This is a genomic window from Pseudomonas bharatica CSV86 (genome assembly GCF_000319305.2).
In the GTDB taxonomy this organism is placed as follows: Bacteria; Pseudomonadota; Gammaproteobacteria; order Pseudomonadales; family Pseudomonadaceae; genus Aquipseudomonas; species Aquipseudomonas bharatica.
In genome coordinates, this window is record NZ_AMWJ02000001.1 from 709,331 (window position 1) to 733,514 (window position 24,184).

General features: G+C 63.7%; 17 protein-coding genes and 3 pseudogenes. 15 read left to right on the top strand and 5 right to left on the bottom strand.

Features of this window, described 5'->3' with window-relative positions:
- The first annotated feature begins 56 nt into the window (after positions 1–56).
- Both pap and CSV86_RS33220 read left to right on the top strand, forming a co-directional pair.
- Entirely contained in the window at positions 57–1,547 is a 1,491-nt protein-coding gene (gene pap / locus CSV86_RS03285; protein ID WP_009407529.1) for a polyphosphate:AMP phosphotransferase, read from the top strand.
- A 253-nt stretch (positions 1,548–1,800) separates the two neighbouring features.
- Positions 1,801–1,911: pseudogene (locus CSV86_RS33220) on the top strand (EamA family transporter); the annotation flags it as partial.
- Here the strand turns inward: CSV86_RS33220 and CSV86_RS03290 are convergent.
- Positions 1,878–3,272 carry a class II fumarate hydratase gene (locus CSV86_RS03290; RefSeq protein WP_009407531.1) on the bottom strand — a complete coding sequence of 465 codons (1,395 nt, stop codon included), beginning with the start codon at positions 3,270–3,272 and terminating at the stop codon, positions 1,878–1,880. The pseudogene CSV86_RS33220 and the gene CSV86_RS03290 sit on opposite strands and share 34 nt — an antisense overlap.
- 160 nt (positions 3,273–3,432) lie before the next feature.
- Between CSV86_RS03290 and CSV86_RS03295 the strand changes: the two genes are divergently transcribed.
- The 7 genes and pseudogenes from CSV86_RS03295 (at position 3,433) to CSV86_RS03325 (ending at position 11,166) form a co-directional block, all read left to right on the top strand.
- Positions 3,433–3,960, top strand: a complete 528-nt coding sequence (locus CSV86_RS03295) for a DUF2059 domain-containing protein (protein WP_009407533.1) — start codon at positions 3,433–3,435, stop codon at positions 3,958–3,960.
- Between the two features lie 12 nt (positions 3,961–3,972).
- Positions 3,973–4,272 (top strand): BolA family protein, encoded by a 300-nt coding sequence (locus CSV86_RS03300; RefSeq protein WP_009407535.1) that lies wholly within the window; start codon positions 3,973–3,975, stop codon positions 4,270–4,272.
- A gap of 115 nt (positions 4,273–4,387) precedes the next feature.
- Positions 4,388–5,322 (top strand): annotated as a pseudogene (gene trhO / locus CSV86_RS03305) (oxygen-dependent tRNA uridine(34) hydroxylase TrhO).
- A 3-nt stretch (positions 5,323–5,325) separates the two neighbouring features.
- Positions 5,326–5,958, top strand: coding sequence for a DsbA family protein (locus CSV86_RS03310; protein ID WP_009407543.1), 633 nt, complete (start codon positions 5,326–5,328; stop codon positions 5,956–5,958).
- Positions 5,951–7,783, top strand: a complete 1,833-nt coding sequence (locus CSV86_RS03315; protein ID WP_009407544.1) for an ABC transporter ATP-binding protein — start codon at positions 5,951–5,953, stop codon at positions 7,781–7,783. The genes CSV86_RS03310 and CSV86_RS03315 overlap by 8 nt, the downstream gene beginning before the upstream one ends.
- 102 nt (positions 7,784–7,885) lie before the next feature.
- Positions 7,886–10,342, top strand: a complete 2,457-nt coding sequence (locus CSV86_RS03320; RefSeq protein WP_009407545.1) for an EAL domain-containing protein — start codon at positions 7,886–7,888, stop codon at positions 10,340–10,342.
- Positions 10,343–10,378: 36 nt separating this feature from the next.
- Positions 10,379–11,166, top strand: a pseudogene (locus CSV86_RS03325) (iron-containing redox enzyme family protein).
- Between the two features lie 6 nt (positions 11,167–11,172).
- On the opposite strand, the gene CSV86_RS03330 reads toward CSV86_RS03325, so the two are convergent.
- The 4 genes from CSV86_RS03330 to CSV86_RS03345 form a co-directional block, all read right to left on the bottom strand.
- Positions 11,173–11,913, bottom strand: a complete 741-nt coding sequence (locus CSV86_RS03330) for a YciK family oxidoreductase (RefSeq protein WP_009407547.1) — start codon at positions 11,911–11,913, stop codon at positions 11,173–11,175.
- 166 nt (positions 11,914–12,079) lie between these two features.
- Positions 12,080–12,751, bottom strand: a complete 672-nt coding sequence (gene mupP, locus CSV86_RS03335; protein ID WP_009407548.1) for an N-acetylmuramic acid 6-phosphate phosphatase MupP — start codon at positions 12,749–12,751, stop codon at positions 12,080–12,082.
- A gap of 2 nt (positions 12,752–12,753) precedes the next feature.
- Positions 12,754–13,452: a bifunctional 2-polyprenyl-6-hydroxyphenol methylase/3-demethylubiquinol 3-O-methyltransferase UbiG gene (ubiG, locus tag CSV86_RS03340; RefSeq protein WP_009407549.1), complete on the bottom strand. Its 699-nt coding sequence runs from the start codon at positions 13,450–13,452 to the stop codon at positions 12,754–12,756.
- Positions 13,453–13,504: 52 nt separating this feature from the next.
- Positions 13,505–14,836, bottom strand: coding sequence for a TRZ/ATZ family hydrolase (locus tag CSV86_RS03345; RefSeq protein WP_009407551.1), 1,332 nt, complete (start codon positions 14,834–14,836; stop codon positions 13,505–13,507).
- A 109-nt stretch (positions 14,837–14,945) separates the two neighbouring features.
- Here CSV86_RS03345 and mtnA point away from each other — a divergent pair, with 109 nt between their 5' ends.
- The 6 genes from mtnA to cmk all read left to right on the top strand — a co-directional run bounded on the left by mtnA (position 14,946) and on the right by cmk (position 24,141).
- The gene (gene mtnA, locus CSV86_RS03350; RefSeq protein WP_009407552.1) at positions 14,946–16,022 is read left to right on the top strand and encodes an S-methyl-5-thioribose-1-phosphate isomerase; all 1,077 of its coding nucleotides are present in this window, start codon (positions 14,946–14,948) and stop codon (positions 16,020–16,022) included.
- Between the two features lie 259 nt (positions 16,023–16,281).
- Positions 16,282–18,918 (top strand): DNA gyrase subunit A, encoded by a 2,637-nt coding sequence (gene gyrA / locus CSV86_RS03355; RefSeq protein WP_009407553.1) that lies wholly within the window; start codon positions 16,282–16,284, stop codon positions 18,916–18,918.
- Between the two features lie 75 nt (positions 18,919–18,993).
- Positions 18,994–20,079: a 3-phosphoserine/phosphohydroxythreonine transaminase gene (gene serC, locus CSV86_RS03360; protein WP_009407555.1), complete on the top strand. Its 1,086-nt coding sequence runs from the start codon at positions 18,994–18,996 to the stop codon at positions 20,077–20,079.
- Positions 20,079–21,173 carry a prephenate dehydratase gene (pheA, locus tag CSV86_RS03365; RefSeq protein WP_009407557.1) on the top strand — a complete coding sequence of 365 codons (1,095 nt, stop codon included), beginning with the start codon at positions 20,079–20,081 and terminating at the stop codon, positions 21,171–21,173. Before serC ends, pheA begins: the two co-directional genes overlap by 1 nt.
- A 41-nt stretch (positions 21,174–21,214) precedes the next feature.
- Positions 21,215–23,455: a bifunctional prephenate dehydrogenase/3-phosphoshikimate 1-carboxyvinyltransferase gene (locus CSV86_RS03370; protein WP_009407559.1), complete on the top strand. Its 2,241-nt coding sequence runs from the start codon at positions 21,215–21,217 to the stop codon at positions 23,453–23,455.
- A complete protein-coding gene (gene cmk, locus CSV86_RS03375) occupies positions 23,452–24,141 on the top strand; it encodes a (d)CMP kinase (protein WP_009407560.1) in 690 nt (229 codons plus the stop codon). The genes CSV86_RS03370 and cmk overlap by 4 nt, the downstream gene beginning before the upstream one ends.
- Positions 24,142–24,184: the final 43 nt, after the last annotated feature.

A 24,184-nucleotide genomic window follows, 5' to 3' on the forward strand; every position in this document is an offset into this window, starting at 1 on the left:
CCGGACAAAACCAGTGGCGATCCGCTAGTCTTGCTTATCCATGAAGGGAGCCTGGTATGTTCGAATCCGCTGAAATCGGTCACTCGATCGACAAAGAAACCTACGACGCCGAAGTGCCCGCGCTACGGGAAGCCTTGCTCGAAGCCCAGTTCGAACTCAAGCAGCAGGCACGCTTCCCGGTGATCGTGCTGATCAACGGCATCGAAGGTGCCGGCAAGGGCGAGACGGTCAAGCTGCTGAACGAATGGATGGACCCGCGGCTGATCGAAGTACGCACCTTCGACCAGCAGACCGACGAAGAACTGGCGCGTCCGCCGGCCTGGCGCTATTGGCGGGCGTTGCCGGCCAAGGGGCGGATGGGCGTGTTCTTCGGTAACTGGTACAGCCAGATGCTCCAGGGCCGGGTCCACGGGCATTTCAAGGACGCCGTGCTGGACCAGGCCATCAGCGGCGCCGAGCGCCTGGAGCAGATGCTCTGCGACGAAGGCGCGCTGATCTTCAAGTTCTGGTTCCACCTGTCCAAGAAGCAGATGAAGGCGCGGCTCAAGGCGCTCAAGGATGACCCGGTGCACCGCTGGCGCATCAGCCCGCTGGACTGGCAGCAATCGGAAACCTACGACCGCTTCGTGCGCTTCGGCGAGCGGGTGATCCGCCGCACCAGCCGCGAGTATGCGCCCTGGCACATCATCGAAGGGTTCGATCCGCATTACCGCAGCCTGGCCGTGGGCAAGCTGCTTCTGGAAGGCCTGCAGAATGCCTTGAAGGCCAAGACCCTCAAGGAGCCGACGCCGATCGCCCCGCTGGGGGCCAGCATTGACGACCGCAGCCTGCTGGAAAGCCTCGACCTCAGCGTCCACCTCGACAAGAACGACTACCAGGAACAGCTGCTGACCGAACAGGCGCGCCTGGCCGGTTTGCTGCGCGACAAGCGCATGAAGCATCACTCGCTGGTGGCCGTTTTCGAAGGCAACGACGCGGCGGGCAAGGGCGGGGCGATCCGCCGGGTGGCGGCAGCACTGGACCCGCGCCAGTACAACATCGTGCCGATCGCCGCACCCACCGAGGAAGAGCGGGCGCACCCGTACCTGTGGCGGTTCTGGCGCCACTTGCCGGCGTTCGGCAAGTTCACCATCTTCGACCGCTCCTGGTATGGCCGGGTGCTGGTGGAGCGGGTCGAGGGCTTCTGCAGCCAGGCCGACTGGATGCGTGCCTACGGCGAGATCAACGATTTCGAAGAGCAGATCAGCAACGCCGGGGTGGTGGTGGTCAAGTTCTGGCTGGCGATCGACCAGCAGACCCAGCTTGAGCGTTTCCAGGAGCGCGAAAACATTCCCTTCAAGCGCTTCAAGATCACCGAGGAAGACTGGCGCAACCGCGACAAATGGGACCTGTATGCCCAGGCGGTCGGGGATATGGTCGACCGCACCAGCACCGAGATCGCGGCCTGGACCCTGGTCGAGGCCAACGACAAGCGCTGGGCGCGGGTGAAGGTGCTGCGCACCATCAACGAAGCGCTGGAGGCGGCGTTCCGCAAGCACAAGAAGTGATGCTTGAAGCTGACACCAAACCCTGTGGGAGCTGGCTTGCCAGTGATTGGCCCGGCCAGACACCCTCATTGCCTGTGCCTGCCTCATCGCCGGCAACGCCGGCTCCCACAGGTTCCCGAACCAGCCGCGGGATTTGGGGCTGGCACTGACCTGTGGGAGCTGGCTTGCCAGCGATAGGGCCAGATCTGACAACATCTTGGTCAGTGCCTGCCTCATCGCTGGCAAGCCAGCTCCCACAGGGTTCTTTTACATCCTGGTGGCCTACGGCGCGTTCGCCGAGGCGCTGGTGCATTGGGAGGCGTCGCGGGTCAGCGACGCTGGCCGCCTGACTCAGCCCTTGCCACCGGCTTCGAGCATTTGCTCGGGACGCACCCACTCATCGAACTGGGCATCGGTGAGATAGCCCAGGGTCAGGGCCGCCTCACGCAGGGTGATGCCTTCGGCATAGGCCTTCTTGGCGATTTCCGCGGCCTTGTCGTAGCCGATATGCGGGTTCAGCGCGGTCACCAGCATCAGCCCACGCTCCAGGTGCGCGGCCATCTGCCGGGAATCCGGCTCGATACCGGCGACGCAATGGCGCTGGAAGTTCTGGCAGCCATCGGCGAGCAGCTCGATGGATTGCAGCAGGTTATGAATGATCACCGGCTTGAACACGTTCAACTGCAAGTGTCCCTGGCTGGCCGCGAAGCCGATGGCAGTGTCGTTGCCCAATACCTGGCAGGCCAGCATCGACAGGGCCTCGCATTGGGTCGGGTTGACCTTGCCAGGCATGATCGAACTGCCCGGCTCGTTGGCCGGCAGGCGTACTTCCGCGAGTCCGGCCCGTGGGCCGGAGCCGAGCAGGCGCAGGTCGTTGGCGATCTTCATCAAGGCCACGGCGAGGGTTTTCAGGCCGCCGGCCAGGGTGGTCAGCGGTTCATGGCCGGCGAGGGCGGCGAACTTGTTCGGTGCGGTGACGAACGGCAAGCCCGACAGCGCGGCGAGTTCCGCCGCGATGGCTTCTGCAAAACCGTGCGGCGCATTGAGCCCGGTGCCCACCGCCGTGCCACCCTGGGCCAGCTCGCACACCGCCGGCAAGGCGCTGCGGATGGCGCGCTGGGCGTAATCCAGCTGGGCCACCCAGGCCGAGACCTCCTGGCCGAAGGTGATGGGCGTGGCGTCCATCATATGGGTGCGTCCGGTTTTCACCAGGTCGGTATGGCGCGCCGACAACTCTGCCAGCCCAGCAGAGAGCTCGGCGATGGCCGGCAGGAGCTTTTCCTGCACGGCTTGCGCCGCGGCGATATGCATCGCCGTAGGGAAGCAGTCGTTGGAACTCTGCGAGCGGTTGACATGGTCGTTGGGGTGTACCGGGTCCTTGCCGCCGCGGCCTTTGCCGGCCAGTTCGTTGGCACGCCCGGCAATCACTTCGTTGACGTTCATGTTGCTCTGGGTGCCGCTGCCGGTCTGCCAGACCACCAGCGGGAACTGGTCGTCATGCTCGCCGTCGAGCACCTCGTCGGCGGCCTGCTCGATCAGCCGGGCGATATCGGCGGGCAGGTCGCCATTGCGGTCGTTGACCCGCGCCGCCGCCTTTTTCACCAGGGCCAGGGCATGCAGCACGGCCAGCGGCATGCGTTCCTTGCCGATGGCGAAGTTGATCAGTGAACGCTGCGTTTGCGCACCCCAGTAGACCTGATCAGGAACTTCGACCGGTCCGAGGCTGTCAGTTTCGATGCGGCTCATGTGTTACCCACTCCTTTGCAAGATGCAAGTTTGACCAGACAGTTTAGGTCTTGATTCACCAGGCCGGTTCCATAGCCCACTCGTCCTATTGAGCGGCTGCGCCCGTCGGCGCAGAATGCTCTACGCTGGAAACACTCACTTACTCTTTTAAGGATTTCCGATGACCCGTCTCCGCGCCCTTTGCACGGCCGTCGCCCTGGTTTGCGCAAGCGGCCAGGTATTCGCTGCCAGTCCGAGCCACAATGCTGCGGCAGAGAAGTTTCTGACCCTGGCCCATGCCGACAAGCTCGGCACGCCGGTGTACATGCAGGTGCAACAGATGTTCGCCCAGCGCTTCGAGCAGACCAAGGCGCCTGCCGCGAAGAAATCCGTGCTCGACAGCTACCAGGCCAAGGCCAACGCCGCGCTGGATAACGCCATCGGCTGGAACAAGCTGAAACCGGACATGGTCAACCTCTATACCAGCACCTTCACCGAGCAGGAGCTCAAGGACCTGGTGGCCTTCTACCAGTCGCCGCTGGGCAAGAAAGTCCTGGAGAAAATGCCGCAGGTGACCCAGCAATCCGCCCAACTGACCCAGCAGAAGCTGGAAAGCGCGGTACCGGTGGTCAACAAGCTGCTGTCGGACATGACCAACGAACTCGACCCGAACGCCGGCAAGGCCGCCGCGCCGGCCAAGAAGCCATAAGCGGAGCCGCCGATGTCGATGCAACAGAAGATCGAACAGAGCCTGTCGGTGCTGGAACCCCGGCACTTGCAGGTGCTGGACGAGAGCCATATGCATAGCCGTGGCACCGAGACCCACTACAAGGCGGTGCTGGTCAGCGAGCAGTTCGAGGGCCTGAACAGCGTCAAGCGGCACCAGAAGGTGTACGCCACCCTCGGCGACCTGATGGGTCAGTTCCATGCCCTGGCGTTGCATACCTACACCCCGCAGGAATGGGAAAAGGTCGGTGTTGCGCCGGCTTCTCCGACCTGCGCCGGAGGCAGCAAGCACTGATTTCACCATCAGGTTTTGGTAAACTCCGCACCCGCGCCGCTTGTCGGCGCGTTTTTATTTGTATTTTCGAACCCGGTCCGCCCTTTGCGAGGGTGACCACTGGAGAGTTGCAAGCATGACCCAATCCATCGTCGTGGCGGCGCTGTACAAGTTCGTCACCCTCGAAGACTACGTCGAACTGCGCGAGCCACTGCTGGCCGCCATGGAAGCCAACGGTGTCAAGGGCACCCTGCTGCTGGCCGAGGAAGGTATCAACGGTACCGTTTCCGCCACCCGCGAAGGCATCGACGGCCTGCTCGCCTGGCTGCGCAACGACCCGCGCCTGGCAGATGTCGACCACAAGGAGTCGTACTGCGACGAGCAGCCGTTCTACCGCACCAAGGTCAAGCTGAAGAAAGAGATCGTTACCCTCGGCGTACCGGGCGTGGACCCTAACAAGGCGGTCGGCACCTACGTCGAGCCGCAGGACTGGAATGCCCTCATCAGCGACCCGGAAGTCCTGTTGATCGATACCCGCAACGACTACGAAGTGGCCATCGGCACCTTCGAGGGTGCCATCGATCCGAAGACCACCACCTTCCGCGAGTTCCCGAGTACATCAAGGCCAACTTCGACCCGGCGCGGCACAAGAAGGTGGCGATGTTCTGCACCGGCGGCATCCGCTGCGAGAAGGCATCGAGCTACATGCTCGGTGAGGGCTTCGAAGAGGTCTATCATCTGAAAGGCGGGATCCTGAAATATCTTGAAGAAGTGCCTCAGGACCAGAGCAAGTGGCAAGGCGACTGCTTCGTTTTCGACAACCGGGTCACCGTGCGTCACGACCTCAGCGAAGGCGACTACGACCAGTGCCATGCGTGCCGCCATCCGGTCAGTGTCGAGGACCGGGCCTCGGAGCACTATTCGCCAGGCATCAGTTGCCCGCATTGCTGGGACAGCCTGAGCGAAAAGACCCGCCGCAGTGCCATCGACCGGCAGAAGCAGATCGAACTGGCCAAGGCCCGCAACCAGCCGCACCCGATCGGGTTCAACTACCGCAAAGCCGAGGTGTGATGCATGACCGCCCGCCTGCTCTATGTGATGGACCCGATGTGCTCCTGGTGCTGGGGGTTCGCGCCGGTGGCTGCGGCCCTGATTGCCCGGGCGCGTGAGGCGGGGGTTGAGACCCGCCTGGTGGTCGGCGGCCTGCGCACCGGCAGCTCGGCGCTGGACGCCTCGACCCGGCGTTATATCCTTGAGCATTGGCAGGCGGTCAACGAGGCGACGGGGCAGCCGTTCCTGCTTGATGGCGCCATGCCCGACGGCTTCGTCTACGACACCGAGCCGGCCTGCCGCGCCCTGGTGACCGCGCGCAGCCTGGACGGTAACAAGGTCTGGGGGTTGCTGGCGTTGATCCAGCAGGCGTTCTACCAGCGGGCCGAGGATGTCACCCTGGCGCCGACCCTGGTCAACCTGGCGGAGCAGGCCGGTCTGGATCGCGCCAGCTTCGCTGCGGCCTTCACCAGCCCCGAACAGCGCAGCGCCACCGCCGCTGACTTCACGTGGGCCCAGGACCTGGGCATTGCCGGCTTCCCCACGCTGCTGGCCGAGCGCAACGGCCAACTGGCCTTGCTGACCAACGGCTACCAGCCGCTTGAGTCCCTTGAACCCTTGCTTGGCCGCTGGCTGGAGCGGGCTGCCCATGCTTGATCTGCCAGGCTCGCCCGACCCGGTTCCCGGGCCTGCGGCGGCGTCTGCCGATCGCTTGAGCTGGGCGGAAATCCGCCGCCTGGCGCTGCATCACAAGAAGTCCCTGTGGACGGCCAACGCGGTCGCCGTACTGGCGGCCCTGTGCAGCGTGCCGATTCCGCTGCTGTTGCCGCTGCTGGTGGACGAAGTGCTGCTCGGGCATGGCGATGCCGCCTTGAAGTGGATGAACCGTTTCCTGCCGGAGAACTGGCAGGTGGCGGCCGGCTATATCGGCCTGATGCTGCTGGTAACCCTGCTGTTGCGCTGCAGCGCGCTGCTTTTCAACGTGGTCCAGGCCAAGCTGTTCGCCGGGCTGGCCAAGGACATCGTCTATCGCCTGCGCATCCGCCTGATCGAGCGGCTCAAGCGCATTTCCCTGAGCGAGTACGAAAGCCTCGGCAGCGGCACGGTTACCACGCACCTGGTTACCGACCTCGACACCCTGGACAAATTCGTCGGCGAAACCCTCAGCCGGTTCCTCGTGGCGATGCTGACCCTGACCGGCACCGCTGCGATCCTGATCTGGATGCATTGGCAACTGGCGCTGCTGATCCTGCTGTTCAATCCGCTGGTGATCTTCGCCACGGTGCAATTGGGCAAGCGGGTCAAGCACCTGAAGAAGCTGGAGAACGACAGCACTTCGCGCTTCACCCAGGCCCTGGCCGAAACCCTGGACGCCATCCAGGAGATCCGCGCTGGCAACCGCCAAGGCTATTTCCTCGGGCGCCTGGGCCTGCGCGCCCAGGAAGTGCGCAACCATGCGGTGGCCTCGCAGTGGAAAAGCGACGCCAGTAGCCGCGCCAGTGGCCTGCTGTTCCAGTTCGGCATCGATATCTTCCGCGCGGCGGCGATGCTGACCGTGCTGTTTTCCGACCTGAGCATCGGCCAGATGCTCGCGGTGTTCAGCTACCTGTGGTTCATGATCGGGCCGGTAGAACAGCTGTTGAACCTGCAATACGCCTATTACGCGGCCGGTGGCGCCCTGAGCCGGATCAACGAACTGCTCGCCCGTGGTGACGAGCCGCAGTTCGCCGGCGGCACCGATCCGTTCCACGGGCAGACCACGGTGGGCATCGAGGTTCGTGGCCTGCGCTTCGGCTATGGCGAGGAGCCGGTGCTGGACCAGTTGAACCTGGCCATCGCACCGGGAGAAAAGGTCGCCATCGTCGGTGCCAGCGGCGGCGGCAAGAGCACCCTGGTGCAGCTGTTGCTCGGGTTGTACAGCGCGCAGGCCGGGACCATCCGGTTTGGCGGGGCGACCCTGCAGGACATCGGCCTGGATACCCTGCGCGAGAACGTTGCGGTAGTGCTGCAGCATCCCTCGCTGTTCAACGACACGGTGCGCGCCAACCTGACCATGGGCCGCGACTGCAGCGACGAGGAGTGCTGGCAGGCCCTGGCCATCGCCCAGCTCGACGAGACCATCGATGCCCTCCCGCATGGCCTGGACAGCGTGGTCGGTCGCTCCGGGGTGCGACTTTCCGGCGGCCAGCGCCAGCGTCTGGCGATCGCCCGGATGGTCCTGGCAAAGCCCAAGGTGGTGATACTCGACGAGGCCACCTCGGCCCTCGATGCAGCCACCGAATACAACCTGCACCACGCCCTGGCCCGCTTCCTCAGCGCGCGTACCACCCTGATCATTGCCCACCGCCTGTCGGCAGTGAAACAGGCCGACCGCGTGCTGGTCTTCGATGGCGGTCATGTCGCCGAGGATGGCGGCCATCAGCAATTGATCGCCGAGGGCGGCCTTTACGCCAAGCTGTACGGTCACTTGCAGCAAAGCTGAGCCTTTATTGTGCGAAATCACTTATCTGCATGAAGGCAAATGGCCTAGTCTGTATCGGAACAGAGTGAGGCCACTCACCGGTGTGCTGTCGCAAGGGATTTCATGAAGGGAAAACGGACGCTCGAAACGCCCAGGCTCCTGGGGCTCATCTGGCCATTCATTGCCGTGGTGCTGTTCCAGGCGCTGCTCGGCAGCATGAGCCTGTACGCCCTCTCGGCGATGCGCGCCTACGTGGCAGGGGAGAGCCTGTGGTCCAAGGGGCAGAAAGACGCCATCTATTACCTCAGCCTCTACGTCGATAGCCGCGACGAAGAGAATTTCCGCAAATATCGGCAGGCCTTTGCCATTCCCGAGGGCAGCCACCGCCTGCGCCTGGCCCTGGATCGCGATCCGCCGGACCTGGAGGGCGCGCGCCAGGGCATCCTGGCCGGCGGCAACCACCCGGACGATGTAGCCAGCGTGATCTGGTTCTACCTGAATTTTCGCCATGTCAGTTATCTGGAAAAGGCCATCGATCGCTGGCAGGTGGGCGACAGCTTCCTGCAGGAACTGGACACCCTGGCCCGGGAAATCCACGCCGGCATTTCCGCTAACCGCGCCACGGCCCGGGACCTGGTGGACTGGAAACAGCGCATCGTGGCCATCAACGACAACGTCACGCCTGCCGCCCGGGCCTTCAGCGACGCCCTTGGCGAAGGTTCGCGGATGCTCCTGCGCTTGCTGCTGCTCACCAACCTGGCGACCGCCGCATTCCTGATCGCCCTGGCCTGGCTGCGTTCGAGCAAGCTGCTGGCTCAGCGCCAGGCTTTCGCCAGTGCCCTGCAGGTGGAAAAGGAGCGGGCGCAGATCACCCTGGCCTCGATTGGCGACGGGGTTATTACCACCGACGTGGACGGGTGCATCCTTTATATGAACCCGGCCGCCGAACAACTCACCCATTGGGATGCGCTGCATGCCCAGGGCCTGCCCCTGGCGGCGCTGTTCAGCCTGCTCGACGACAATGCCGAAAAAGACAGGCTGACCCTTACCGAGCACATCCTCAACGGTGCGTTGAGCGGCGGTTCCGAACATGTCCGGCAGATCCAGCGCCTGGATGGCAGCACGGTGGCGGTGGCCCTGGTCGGCGCGCCGATCATCAGCGAAGGGCGCATCAGTGGCACTGTGCTGGTGCTGCACGACATGACCCAGGAGCGCCAGTACATCGCCAATCTGTCCTGGCAGGCGACCCACGATGCACTGACGGGGCTGTCCAATCGTCGCGATTTCGAATATCGCCTGGAGCAGGCCCTCGCCGAACTGGCCCGGCATAGCGGCCGGCATTCATTGATGTTCCTCGATCTCGACCAATTCAAGCTGGTCAACGACACCAGCGGCCATGCGGCCGGCGACGAATTGTTGCGGCACATTTGCGCAGTGCTGCAATCGGCCCTGCGCGAGGGCGATGTACTGGCGCGGCTGGGCGGCGACGAGTTCGGCGTGCTGCTGCATGATTGCCCGCCGGAACAAGCCGAGCGGATTGCCGAGAACCTGCGCCAGTCGGTGCAGAGCCTGCATTTCGTATGGAAGGGCCGGCCATTCATGAATACCGTGAGCATCGGCCTGGTGCACCTTAACCAGGCGCCGGAAACCCTGGAGGCGGCTCTGCGGGCGGCGGACATGGCCTGTTACATGGCCAAGGAAAAAGGGCGCAACCGGGTTCAGCTGTACCAGGCCGACGATACCGAGCTGTCGGTGCGTTTCGGCGAGATGGCCTGGATCCAGCGCCTGCATATCGCCCTGGAGGAAAACCGCTTCTGCCTGTACGCCCAGGAAATCGCTGCCTTGCATCCGGAGGATGGCGGCGGACATCTGGAAATTCTCCTGCGCCTGCATGATGAAAGCGGCCGGATAATCCTGCCCGACAGCTTCATTCCCGCCGCCGAGCGCTTCGGCTTGATCACGGCCCTGGACCGTTGGGTTGTCGGCAGCGTGTTCAAGGTGATCCGCCAGTGTCTCGACGAAGGTGCCGAAGGGCCGCTGGCCATATGCTCGATCAACCTTTCAGGCAACAGCATCGGGGATGACAAGTTCCTCGACTATCTGCGGCGGCAGTTCAGCGACTACGCCATCCCTCCTGAATTGATCTGTTTCGAAATTACTGAAACAAGCGCGATTGCCGATCTCGGCAGTGCCATTCGTTTTATCAACGAATTGAAAGGATTGGGCTGCAAATTTTCCCTTGACGATTTTTGCGCCGGAATGTCGTCGTTCGCGTATCTGAAACATTTGCCTGTAGACTTCCTCAAGATCGACGGAAGTTTCGTCAAGGATATGCTCGACGATCCGGTTAACCGGGCAATGGTCCAGGTGATCAATCACATTGGCCATGTCATGGGCAAGCGCACCATCGCCGAGTTTGTCGAAACACCGCTGATCGAACAGGCTTTGCGGGAAATCGGTGTCGACTACGCCCAGGGCTTCCTGATCGAGCGGCCCCAGGCCTTTTCCGCCGCCAGCCTGAGGCGTCAGCGCGATGCGGCCAGGCCCATGCTGTTCGGCTCGCCGGGGACATTACGCTGACGCTTCCATCCAGATCACAAGGACAAGGAGCTGACAGTGATTGATACCTTTACCCGGACCGGTCCATTGATGGACGCCACCAGTTATCCCCTCTGGGCCCAGCGCCTGATCCAGGAATGCGCACCGCACAAGCGTCGTGTGGTCGAGCATGAGTTCTACCAGCGCTTGCGCGACGGTCAGGTTTCCAGCCGGACCATGCGTCAGTACCTGGTGGGCGGCTGGCCCGTCGTCGAGCAATTCTCGGTGTACATGGCGCAGAACCTGACCAAGACCCGTTACGCCCGTCATCCCGGCGAGGACATGGCGCGGCGCTGGCTGATGCGCAATATCCGTGTCGAACTCAACCACGCCGATTACTGGGTGCACTGGTGCGAAGCCCACGGCGTCAGCCTTGAGGAGCTGCAGGCGCAGGAGGTGCCGGCGGAGCTCCAGGCGCTCAGTGATTGGTGCGTGCATACCTGTGCCGCGGACTCGCTGGTGGTGGCCATGGCGGCGACCAACTATGCGATCGAGGGGCGGTGGGCGAGTGGTCGGCGGTGGTCTGTTCGACCGACACCTATGCACAGGGCTTCCCCGAGGAAGGCCGCAAGCGCGCGATGAAGTGGCTGAAGATGCATGCCCAGTACGATGATGCCCACCCGTGGGAAGCGCTGGAAATCATCTGCACCCTGGCGGGCAACAGCCCGGGCAAGGCCTTGCAGAATGAGCTGAAACGGGCGATCTGCAAGAGCTACGACTATATGTTCCTGTTCCTCGAACGCTGCATGCAGCTGGAACACAGTGAGTCTGGCCAGGACGACCGCCGTCGCGGGGCCCTGGCCTGAGGCGTCTTACTGGGCGTTGAACGCCTGACCGTTGACCCCGGTGCTGTCCGGGCCCATCAGGTACAGATAGACCGGCATGATGGCCTCGGGCAGCGGGTTGTCCTGCGGATTTTCCGCAGGATAAGCCTGGGCCCGCATGCTGGTGCGGGTCGCGCCCGGGTTCACGCTGTTGGCCCGCACCGGGGCCACGCCTTCCAGTTCGTCCGCCAGGGTCTGCATCAGGCCCTCGGTGGCGAACTTCGACACGCCATAGGCACCCCAGTAGGCCCGGCCCTTGCGCCCGACGCTGCTGGAGGTGAATACCACCGAAGCATCTTCCGACAGCTTGAGCAGCGGCAGCAGCGTCTGGGTCAGCATGAACATGGCGTTGACGTTGATGTGCATGACGCGCATGAAGTTATCGCCGCTCAGCTGTTCCAGCGGCGTGCGCGGGCCGATGATCGAAGCGTTGTGCAGCAGGCCGTCGAGGCGGCCGAATGCGTTCTCCACCATCACGGCCAGCTCGTCGTACTGGTGCGGCAGCGCGGTTTCCAGGTTGAACGGGATGACCACCGGTTGCGGATGGCCCGCAGCCTCGATCTCGTCGTAGACCGCGGCCAGGTTGGCCTCGGTCTTGCCCAGCAGCAGCACGGTGGCGCCACGGGCGGCGAACGCCTTGGCCGCTGCCGCACCGATCCCGCGACCGGCGCCGGTGACCATGATGACCCGGCCTTTGAGCAGCTCTGGACGGGCGGTGTAGTCGAACATGGGAATTGCCTCGAAAAGGAGTGTCTTCAGGCCACGCCGCAGCGTGGCCTATGGCACATAGGTGCCGCCTGTCACTGTAGGAGCTGGCTTGCCTGCGATGGACCGCGCCAGCGGTCCCAAAGCATCCAGCACGAGCATCGCATACACCTATGCCTGGATCGGGTGATCAGCAGCCGCACAAGGCGCCGTCGAGCACCTTGCGCAGTTCCAGCGGGTGGTCGACCACCACGTCCGCGCCCCAGTTGTTAGGGTTGTCCTCGGGATGAATGTAGCCGTAGCGCACTGCGGCGGTGCGGGTGCCGGCGTCGCGCCCCGACTCGATGTCGCGCAGGTCGTCGCCGACGAACAGGACGCTGGCCGGATCCAGGCCGAGGGTCTTGCAGGCAAGGATCATCGGCTCCGGGTCGGGCTTGCTGTTCTTCACGTGGTCCGGGCAGATCAGCAGCGAGGAGCGCTCGGCCAGGCCCAGGCGCTGCATGATCGGCTCGGCGAAGCGTACCGGCTTGTTGGTCACGACGCCCCACAGCAATTTGCCGCGCTCGATGTCCTCGAGCAGCTCCTGCATGCCGTCGAACAGCTTGCTGTGCACCGCGCAGTCACGTTGGTAGCGCTCGAGGAATTCCAGGCGCAGGGCCTCGAAGCCAGGTGCGTCCGGGTCCATGCCGAAGGTCGCGGCGACCATCGCCCGGGCGCCGCCCGAGATCACGTCGCGGATGATCTTGTCGGGTACTGCCGGCAGCCCGCGCTCGGCGAGCATCGCCTGGCTGATGGCGATGAAGTCCGGCGCCGTGTCGAGCAGGGTGCCGTCCATGTCGAAAAGTACTGCTCGCAAACGCATGCTCATTCCTCGCGCAGGGTCTGGATCATGTAGTTGACGTCAACGTCGGCGGCCAGCTTGTAGTGCTTGGTCAGCGGGTTGTAGGTCAGGCCGATGATGTCCTTGACGCTCAGGCCCGCCGCGCGACTCCAGGCGCCGAGTTCGGAAGGGCGGATGAATTTCTTGAAGTCGTGCGTGCCGCGGGGCAGCAGCTTCATGATGTATTCGGCGCCAATGATGGCGAACAGATAGGCCTTGGGGTTGCGGTTGATGGTGGAGAAAAACACCTGGCCACCGGGCTTGACCATCCTGAAGCAGGCACGGATCACCGAGGAGGGGTCGGGGACGTGCTCGAGCATCTCCAGGCAGGTAACCACATCGAACTGCCCGGGCATCTCTTCGGCCAGGGCCTCGGCGGTGATCTGCCGGTACTCGACCTTCACTCCAGACTCCAACTGGTGCAACTGGGCCACCGCCAGCGGAGCCTCGCCCATGTCGATGCCGGTGACGGTCGCGCCGCGCAGGGCCATGGCTTCGCTGAGGATGCCACCGCCGCAACCGACGTCGAGGACCTTCTTGCCGGCCAGGCTGGCCCGCTCGTCGATCCAGTTGACCCGCAGCGGATTGATGTCGTGCAGCGGTTTGAACTCGCTTTCGCGGTCCCACCAGCGATGGGCCAGGGCCTCGAACTTGGCGATTTCGGCGTGGTCGACGTTGCTCATGGAACTGTCCTCTGAAACGGTGAAAATTCTGTGCGGCAGCATGGCTGCCGGGTCATTCGGCGAGGCCGGCGATACGTTTGCCCCAGGCCACTGCGCTGGCATGCAGGGCCTGCTCGTCCAGGCGGGTCAGGCGGCGCTCGTCGAGCAGCGCATTGCCCGCGACCCAGACATGCTTCACGCAGTCGCGGCCACTGGCGTAGATCAGTTGCGACACCGGGTCGTAGACCGGTTGCTGGGCCAGGCCGCTGAGGTCGAAGGCGACCAGGTCGGCTGCCTTGCCGATTTCCAGGGAGCCGGTAATGGCTTCGATTCCCAAGGCGCGGGCGCCGTTCAGGGTGGCCATGCGCAGGGCTCGATGGGCATCCAGGGCGCTGGCCGAGCCGGCCACGGCCTTGGCCAGCAGGGCGGCGGTGCGGGTTTCGCCGAGCAGGTCGAGATCGTTGTTGCTGGCTGCGCCATCGGTGCCGACGGCGACGTTCACTCCGGCCAGCCACAGGCGTTCCACCGGGCAGAAGCCGCTGGCCAGCTTTAGATTGGATTCGGGGCAATGCACCACGCTGGTGTTGCTTTCTACCAGCAATGCCAGGTCGTCATCGCTGACCTGGGTCATGTGCACGGCCTGCAGGTTGGGCCCGAGCAGGCCGATGCGGGCCAGGCGCTGCAAGGGCCGCTCGCCGCGCTGCTGCACGGCATCGTGGACTTCGCTGGCGGTTTCGTGGACATGCATCTGCACCGGCGCGTCCAGTTCGTCGGCCACGACCCGGACCTTTTCCAGGTTTTCGTCGTTGACCGTATAGGGCGCATGAGGGCCCAGGGCAATGCGGATGCGCGGATGATGGCGCAGGCTGCCGAACAGCTCTATGCCCAGGTGCAGTGCTTCGTCGAAGGTGCGAGCGCCTGGGATCGGGAAGTCCAGCAGCGGCACGCAGATCTGCGCGCGCATGCCGCTGTCGTGCACGCATTCGCTGGCGATCTTCGGATAGAAGTACATGTCGCTGAAACAGGTGATGCCGCCCTTGAGTTGCTCGGCGATCGCCAGGTTGGTGCCGTCGCGCACGAAATCCTCATCGACCCAGCGGGCCTCGGCGGGCCAGATGTGTTCTTCGAGCCAGGTCATCAGTGGCAGATCGTCGGCCAGGCCACGGAACAGGGTCATGGCCGCGTGGCCGTGGGCGTTGATCAGGCCGGGTGCCAGCAGGCAGCCGGGCAGTTCGCGGACTTCGGTCGCATTGAAGCGGCTGGTTTCGCTCCGCGGGCCAAGGAACACGATCCGGCCGTCGCGCACGCCCAGGGCGTGATCCTCCAGGACCACACCGGCCGGTTCGACAGGCACCAGCCAGGTTGGCAGGAGCAGCAGGTCGAGAGGGGTAGTGGACTTGGGCATTTGCACGGATTTCCCTGGTGCATGGGCGGATGGCGAAGTATACCCGAGCGTCCGCGCTTGGGGCTCGTTATAATCGCCGGTTTTTGATGTCCGAATGACGGGGTGAGGCATGCGCGATCGACTTCTGGCTGCAGAGAAAGCAAAGGCCATCGATTGGCGTGATGGCACTCTTTACTTGCTCGACCAGCGCGCGCTGCCTTTCGAGGAGGTGTGGCTGGCTTGCGCTGACGCTGCGGGTGTGGCTGAAGCGATCCGCTCGACGGTGGTGCGCGGGGCCATGGCCATCGGCATCAGCGCCGCTTATGGCGTGCTGCTGGGGTTGCGTTGGCGCCTGGCCGAGGGGGGCAACTGGCGTGATGCGCTGGAAGCCGATTTCACCGTGCTCAGCGAGGCACGGCCGAACGGCGTGGGTTTTTCCTGGGCCCTGAATCGCATGCGCGAGCGCTTGCAGCGGCTACGCGAGGGCGACGATCCGTCGCAGGCGCTGGAGGCCGAGGCCCGCGCGATCCACGAAAGCGATCGCGAAGCCAACCTGACCATGGCCCAGCTGGGCATGGAACTGATCCGCAAGTACCAGGGCAGCGAGCAGACCGTGTTGACGCACAACAGCACCGGCGCGCTGGCTACCGGCGGCTTTGGCACGGCGCTCGGGGTGATCCGCGCGGCCTGGCTGGACGGCATGATCGAGCATGTCTACGTCGATGAGACCCGCCCTGGCCTGCAGGGCACCTGCCTGGCGGCCTGGGAATTGGCCAGCGAGGGCGTTCCGGCAATCGTCAGCGTCGATTCGGCCGCAGCCCACCTGATGAAGACCAAGGGCATTACCTGGGTGGTGGTCGGTGCCGACTGCATTGCCGCCAATGGCGACGTGGTCAGCAGGATTGGTACCTACCAGCTGGCGGTCAATGCGATGCATCACGGGGTGCGCTTCATGGTGGTGGCGCCGAGTGCGGCCATCGACCTGGGCCTGGCCAGTGGCGAAGACGTCGTGCTCGAGGAAGGTGAGGGTGCCGAGTTGCTGGGGATCGCCGGAGAGCGCATTGCAACTGGCGTCGAGGCATGCAACCCGTTGTTCGATGTGACCCCGGCGGACCTGATCGACGTGATCGTAACCGAGAAGGGGATCGTAGAGCGGCCGGATACGGCCAAGCTGGCGCAGTTGATGTGCCGCAAGCGCTTGCATTGAGTTCCATGCCGCAGGTGGCGCAGAGCCATTTTCGCCCGCGCCAGGCGGCGCTTTGCCATACTCCCATGCCCCCGCCGACTGTGATAACATCCGGCGGTTTCCAAGGGCGCCCAGCGGGGTGCTCTTCACTACGCAGATCCATGGCATAACTCGTTGATTTGTCGTAAGTCGTCGCGCAGGAGGCCCTTCGCGGCGGCGAGCTTCGTTCGTCCCATATGGATGCGACGAAGTTTCACCAGAAAAAGGAATCAGGCTTCTCATGGGCGAACTGGCCAAAGAAATCCTCCCGGTCAATATCGAAGACGAACTGAGACAGTCCTACCTCGACTACGCGATGAGCGTCATTGTCGGGCGTGCACTGCCCGATGCGCGTGATGGCTTGAAGCCCGTGCATCGCCGCGTTCTGTATGCGATGAGCGAACTGGGTAACGACTGGAACAAACCGTACAAGAAATCCGCCCGTGTGGTCGGTGACGTGATCGGTAAGTACCACCCTCACGGTGATACCGCTGTCTACGACACCATCGTGCGCATGGCCCAGCCTTTCTCCCTGCGCTACCTGCTGGTCGACGGCCAGGGCAACTTCGGTTCGGTCGACGGCGACAATGCTGCGGCGATGCGATACACCGAAGTGCGCATGGCCAAGCTGGCCCACGAGCTGCTGGCCGACCTGCACAAGGAAACCGTGGACTGGGTGCCCAACTACGACGGCACCGAACAGATCCCTGCGGTCATGCCGACCCGTATCCCCAACCTGCTGGTCAACGGCTCCAGCGGTATCGCCGTGGGCATGGCGACCAACATCCCGCCGCACAACCTCGGCGAAGTCATCGACGGTTGCCTGGCGCTGATCGACAACTCCGAGATCACGGTCGATGAACTGATGCAGTTCATCCCGGGCCCGGACTTCCCCACCGCCGGCCTGATCAACGGTCGTCAGGGCATCATCGAGGCCTATCGCACCGGTCGCGGACGCATCTATATGCGCGCCCGCTCCACCGTCGAGGACATCGACAAGGTCGGTGGCCGCCAGCAGATCGTCATCACCGAACTGCCGTACCAGTTGAACAAGGCCCGTCTGATCGAAAAGATCGCCGAGCTGGTGAAAGAGAAGAAGCTTGAAGGCATCACCGAGCTGCGCGACGAGTCCGACAAGGACGGCATGCGCGTGGTCATCGAGCTGCGCCGTGGTGAAGTGCCGGAGGTAGTGCTCAACAACCTCTACGCCCAGACCCAGCTGCAAAGCGTGTTCGGCATAAACATCGTCGCCCTGATCGACGGTCGTCCGCGTCTGCTCAACCTCAAGGACCTGCTCGAAGCCTTCGTCCGCCACCGCCGCGAAGTGGTGACCCGGCGTACCGTGTTCGAGCTGCGCAAGGCTCGCGAGCGTGGGCATATCCTCGAAGGCCAGGCGGTTGCGCTGTCCAACATCGACCCGGTCATTGCCCTGATCAAGGCTTCGCCGACGCCTTCGGAGGCCAAGGAAGCGCTGATCGGCACGCCATGGGAATCCAGCGCCGTGCAGGTGATGGTCGAGCGTGCCGGTGCCGACTCCTGCCGTCCGGAAAACCTCGACGAGCAATACGGCCTGCGTGATGGCAAGTACTACCTGTCGCCGGAACAGGCCCAGGCCATTCTTGACCTGCGCCTGCACCGCCTGACCGGCCTGGAGCACGAGAAGCTGCTGGCCGAATACCAGGAGATCCTCAACCAGATCGGCGAGCTGATCCGTATCCTCAGCAGTGCCGAGCGCCTGATGGAAGTGATCCGCGAAGAGCTGGAACTGATCCGCGCCGAATACGGCGATGCGCGCCGCACCGAGATCATCGACGCGCGCCTCGACCTGACCCTGGGCGACATGATTCCGGAAGAAGATCGCGTGGTAACCATTTCCCATGGTGGCTACGCCAAGACCCAGCCGCTGGCGGCCTACCAGGCCCAGCGTCGCGGTGGCAAAGGCAAGTCGGCGACGGGTGTAAAAGACGAAGACTACATTTCCCACCTGCTGGTAGCGAACAGCCATACCACCCTGCTGCTGTTCTCCAGCAAGGGCAAGGTGTACTGGCTGAAGACCTACGAGATTCCCGAAGCGTCCCGTGCGGCCCGTGGTCGCCCGCTGGTCAACCTGCTGCCGCTGGACGATGGCGAGCACATCACCACCATGCTGCCGGTCGAGGAATACACCGAGGGTCACTACATCTTCATGGCCACTGCCAACGGCACCGTGAAGAAGACCCCGCTGGAGCAGTTCAGTCGTCAGCGCAGCGTCGGCCTGATCGCCCTGGAGCTGGACGAAGGCGACATCCTGATTTCCGCTGCCATCACCGATGGCGAGCGTGAGGTCATGCTGTTCTCCGATGCTGGCAAGGTGACACGCTTCAAGGAATCCGATGTCCGCGCCATGGGCCGTACCGCTCGTGGCGTGCGCGGCATGCGCCTGGCCGAAGGGCAGAAGCTGATCTCGATGATCATTCCGGAGGAGGGCAGCCAGATCCTCACCGCTTCCGAGCGCGGCTACGGCAAGCGCACCGCGATCAGCGAGTTCCCCGAGTACAAGCGTGGCGGCCAGGGCGTTATCGCCATGGTCAGCAACGAGCGTAACGGTCGTCTGGTCGGCGCTGTCCAGGTGCAGGAAGGTGAGGAGATCATGCTGATTTCCGACCAGGGCACCCTGGTTCGCACCCGTGTCGGCGAGGTCTCCAGCCTGGGTCGCAATACCCAGGGTGTTACCCTGATCAAGCTGGCCAGCGACGAAACCCTGGTCGGCCTGGAGCGGGTCCAGGAGCCTTCCGAGGACGACGAGGACGACGAACTGCCGGATGCCGAGGCAGGCGACGACAACATCGAGGCGCCGCAGGCGGATGCTGCCGGCGAGGAAGACGTCGTACAGGATTGAGTGGTAGATGTGTGGAATACGGAAGCGGGGCTCGTCCCCGCTTCTGCCGTTATCTTGAGCAGAGCGAGAGTGGATGTGAGCAAACGAGCCTTTAACTTCTGCGCAGGCCCTGCTGCGCTTCCGGACGCTGTTCTGCAGCGCGCCCAGGCCGAAATGCTGGACTGGAACGGCAAAGGCCTGTCCGTCATGGAAATGAGTCACCGTAGCGACGACTACGTGGCCATTGCCCAGCAAGCCGAGCAGGACCTGCGCGACCTGTTGTCCATCCCCTCCAACTACAAGGTGCTGTTCCTCCAGGGTGGCGCCAGCCAGCAGTTCGCCGAGATCCCGCTGAACCTGCTGCCCGAGAACGCTACCGCCGACTATATCGAGACCGGCATCTGGTCGAAGAAGGCCATCGAGGAAGCGCGCCGCTTCGGCAACGTCAATGTCGCCGCCTCGGCCAAGCCCTACGACTTCCTGGCCATTCCCGGCCAGAACGAGTGGAAGCTGACCCCGGGCGCCGCCTACCTGCACTACGCCTCCAACGAAACCATCGGCGGCCTGCAGTTCGACTGGGTGCCGCAGGCCGGTGACGTTCCGCTGGTGGTGGACATGTCTTCCGACATCCTTTCCCGTCCGATCGATGTCTCGCAGTTCGGCCTGATCTACGCCGGAGCGCAGAAGAACATCGGCCCGAGCGGCCTGGTGGTGGTGATCGTCCGCGAAGACCTGCTGGGTCGCGCCCGCAGCGCCTGCCCGACCATGCTCGACTACAAGATCGCGGCCGATAACGGCTCGATGTACAACACTCCGGCTACCTATTCCTGGTACCTCTCCGGCCTGGTCTTCCAGTGGCTGAAGGAGCAGGGCGGCGTGGCTGCGATGGAGCAGCGCAACCGGGCCAAGAAAGACCGCCTGTACGGCTTCATCGACAAGAGCGATTTCTACACCAACCCGATCAGCGTCAATTCCCGTTCGTGGATGAACGTGCCGTTCCGCCTGGCCGACGAGCGTCTGGACAAGGCGTTCCTCGCCGGTGCCGACGCCCGTGGCCTGCTCAACCTCAAGGGGCACCGTTCGGTCGGAGGCATGCGTGCCTCGATCTACAACGCGCTGGGCCTGGAAGCCGTCGAAGCCCTGGTGGCCTACATGGCCGAATTCGAGAAGGAACACGCCTGATGTCCGAACAGGAACTCAAGGCGCTGCGGGTACGCATCGACAGTCTCGACGAGAAGATCCTCGAACTGATCAGTGATCGCGCCCGCTGTGCCCAGGAAGTCGCGCGGGTCAAGATGGGCTCCCTGGCCGAGGGCGAGGTTCCGGTTTTCTACCGGCCCGAGCGCGAGGCGCAGGTGCTCAAGCGGGTCATGGAGCGTAACCAGGGGCCGCTCGGCAACGAGGAAATGGCCCGGCTGTTCCGCGAAATCATGTCCTCCTGCCTGGCGCTGGAGCAGCCGCTGAAAGTGGCTTACCTCGGCCCCGAGGGTACCTTCACCCAGGCTGCGGCGATGAAGCACTTCGGCCATGCCGTGATCAGCAAGCCGATGGCGGCGATTGACGAAGTATTCCGCGAGGTGGCAGCCGGTGCGGTCAACTTCGGTGTTGTGCCTGTGGAAAACTCCACCGAGGGCGCGGTCAACCACACCCTCGACAGCTTCCTCGAGCACGACATGGTCATCTGTGGCGAGGTCGAGCTGCGTATCCACCATCATCTGCTGGTGGGCGAGAACACCAAGACCGACAGCATCACCCGCATCTATTCCCATGCCCAATCCCTGGCCCAGTGCCGCAAGTGGCTGGATGCCCACTACCCGAATGTGGAGCGCGTCGCGGTGGCGAGCAATGCCGAGGCGGCCAAGCGGGTCAAGGGCGAGTGGAACTCGGCCGCCATTGCCGGCGACATGGCTGCCGGCCTGTATGGCTTGACCCGACTGGCCGAGAAGATCGAGGACCGTCCGGACAACTCCACCCGGTTCCTGATGATCGGCAACCAGGAAGTCCCGCCGACGGGCGACGACAAGACTTCGATCATCGTGTCCATGAGCAACAAGCCGGGCGCTTTGCACGAATTGCTGGTGCCGTTCCATGAGAACGGAATCGACCTCACGCGCATCGAGACCCGCCCTTCGCGCAGCGGTAAATGGACCTACGTATTCTTCATCGATTTCGTCGGCCATCACCGGGATCCGCTGATCAAGGCCGTGCTGGAGAAGATCAGTCAGGAGGCGGTTGCCCTGAAAGTGCTGGGTTCCTACCCGAAAGCGGTGCTTTGAGGCGTGACGATGGGGGATGTTTTGAACAGGGTCCTGGCTCAGTGATTGAAATCGAAACGCAAAAGAGCGAAACCGTGCTTGGCCGGCTTGTTGTAGTAGGCCTCGGCCTGATCGGTGGTTCCTTCGCCAAGGGCGTGCGTGAAAGCGGCCTGTGCCGCGAAGTGGTCGGTGTCGATCTGGACCCGCAATCGCGCAAGCTGGCAGTCGAGCTGGGTGTGGTCGACCGCTGTGAGGAAGACCTTGCAGCGGCCTGCGTCGGTGCCGACGTGATCCAACTGGCAGTACCGATCCTGGCGATGGAGAAGGTGCTGGCCAGGCTGGCCGGAATGGACCTGGGGCAGGCGGTGTTGACCGATGTTGGCAGTGCCAAGGGCAATGTCGTTCGCACGGCTCGTGCGGTCATGCCGGAGCGACTGGGGCGCTTCGTGCCCGGGCATCCGATCGCCGGTTCCGAGCAGAGCGGGGTGGAGGCTTCCAATGCCGGGCTGTTTCGTCGGCACAAGGTGATCCTGACCCCGCTGGCCGAGACCGATGCCGAGGCCTTGGCCCTGGTTGACCGGCTATGGCGTGCGCTGGATGCGGATGTCGAGCACATGCAGGTGGAGCGTCACGACGAAGTGCTGGCTGCCACCAGTCATCTGCCGCATCTGCTGGCGTTCGGCCTGGTCGATTCCCTGGCCAAGCGCAATGAAAACCTCGATATCTTCCGTTACGCTGCCGGCGGCTTCCGTGATTTCACGCGGATCGCGGGCAGTGACCCTGTAATGTGGCATGACATTTTTCTCGCCAATCGCGAGGCTGTCTTGCGCATACTGGACACTTTTCGCAGCGACCTCGACGCCTTGCGCGATGCGGTCGATGCAGGGGACGGGCATCAGTTGCTGGGCGTGTTCACGCGCGCTCGGGTTGCCCGCGAGCATTTCAGTAAAATCCTGGCCCGACGGGCCTATGTGGACGCTATGAACTCCAACGACCTGATTTTCCTGGCACAACCTGGTGGCCGTCTGTCCGGGCGCATTCGCGTTCCCGGCGACAAGTCGATCTCCCATCGCTCGATCATGCTCGGCTCGCTGGCCGAGGGCACCACGGAAGTCGAAGGCTTCCTCGAAGGCGAGGACGCTCTGGCGACCCTGCAGGCGTTTCGTGACATGGGTGTGGTGATCGAAGGTCCGCATCACGGTCGCGTGACAATTCACGGCGTCGGCCTCAATGGCCTGAAACCGCCACCTGGCCCTATCTACCTGGGCAACTCCGGTACTTCGATGCGCCTGCTGTCCGGCCTCCTGGCTGCGCAGGCCTTCGACACCGTGCTGACCGGCGATGCCTCGCTGTCCAAGCGTCCGATGAACCGTGTCGCCAATCCGCTGCGCGAAATGGGGGCGGTCATTGAAACCGCCGAGCAGGGCCGTCCACCGGTCACCATTCGTGGCGGGCACAAGCTCAAGGCGCTCACCTACACGTTGCCGATGGCCAGCGCCCAGGTCAAGTCCTGCCTGCTGCTTGCCGGTTTGTACGCCGAGGGCAAGACCACGGTCACCGAGCCAGCACCGACCCGCGACCATACCGAGCGCATGCTGCGTGGTTTCGGCTATGAAGTGAGCGTCGAGGGGCCGACCGCCTCGCTGGTATCCGGCGGCAAGCTGAAGGCGACCCATATCGAAGTACCTGCGGATATTTCCTCGGCGGCCTTCTTCCTGGTGGCCGCGTCGATCGCCGAAGGCTCCGAATTGCTCCTGGAGCACGTCGGCATCAACCCGACCCGTACTGGTGTGATCGACATCCTGCGCTTGATGGGCGGTGACATCACCCTGGAAAACCAGCGTGAAGTCGGTGGCGAGCCGGTTGCCGACCTGCGTGTGCGTGGTGCCAGGCTCAAGGGGATCGAGATTCCCGAGCATCTGGTTCCACTGGCCATCGACGAGTTCCCGGTACTGTTCGTTGCTGCGGCCTGTGCCGAAGGCCGTACCGTCCTGCGTGGTGCCGAGGAGCTGCGGGTCAAGGAGTCCGATCGCATCCAGGTCATGGCCGACGGCCTCCAGGCCTTGGGAGTCAAGTGCGAGCCCACCGCCGATGGCATCATCATCGATGGTGGCGAGATCGGTGGTGGTGAGGTCCATGGCCACGGTGACCACCGGATCGCCATGGCCTTCAGCGTGGCTTCCCTGCGAGCAACTGCGCCGATCCGCATCCATGACTGCGCCAACGTCGCTACTTCCTTCCCGAACTTCCTGGCCTTGTGCGCAGAGGTCGGGATTCGCGTCGCTGAAGAGGGTAAATCGTGAACCTGCAAGCGCCGGTCATCACCATCGACGGGCCTAGCGGTTCGGGCAAGGGTACTGTAGCGGGCCTGCTGGCCCGGCGCCTGGGCTGGAACCTGCTGGACTCCGGCGCCCTGTATCGTCTACTCGCGTTCGCTGCGGGCAACCATGGCGTCGACCTGACCAACGAAGAGCTGCTCAAGGCCCTCGCCGCCCATCTGGACGTACAGTTCCTTGCGGCCGAGGAAGGCCAGTTGCAGCGCATCATTCTGGAAGGCGACGACGTCAGCAATGACATCCGCAACGAGCATGTCGGTGCTGGTGCTTCCCAGGTGGCTGCCCTGCCGGCGGTACGCGAGGCGCTGCTGCAGCGTCAGCGCGCGTTCCGCGAGGCGCCGGGCCTGATCGCCGATGGCCGGGACATGGGCACGGTGGTATTCCCCGATGCGCCGTTGAAGATTTTCCTGACGGCCAGCGCCGAGGAGCGGGCGCGGCGCCGTTACCTCCAGTTGAAGGCCAAGGGCGATGATGTTAGTCTGTCGAGTCTGCTGGATGAGATTCGTGCGCGCGATGAGCGCGATACCCAGCGCTCGGTAGCCCCGCTCAAGCCGGCAGCCGACGCGATACAGCTGGATTCTACCGAGCTGTCCATCGAGCAGGTGCTGGAACGCATTCTGAGTGAGGTCGCCCTGCGCGATATCACCGGATGACCCGGGAAGGCTGCAGGATTACCAGTCAACGTCCTGCAGCCGG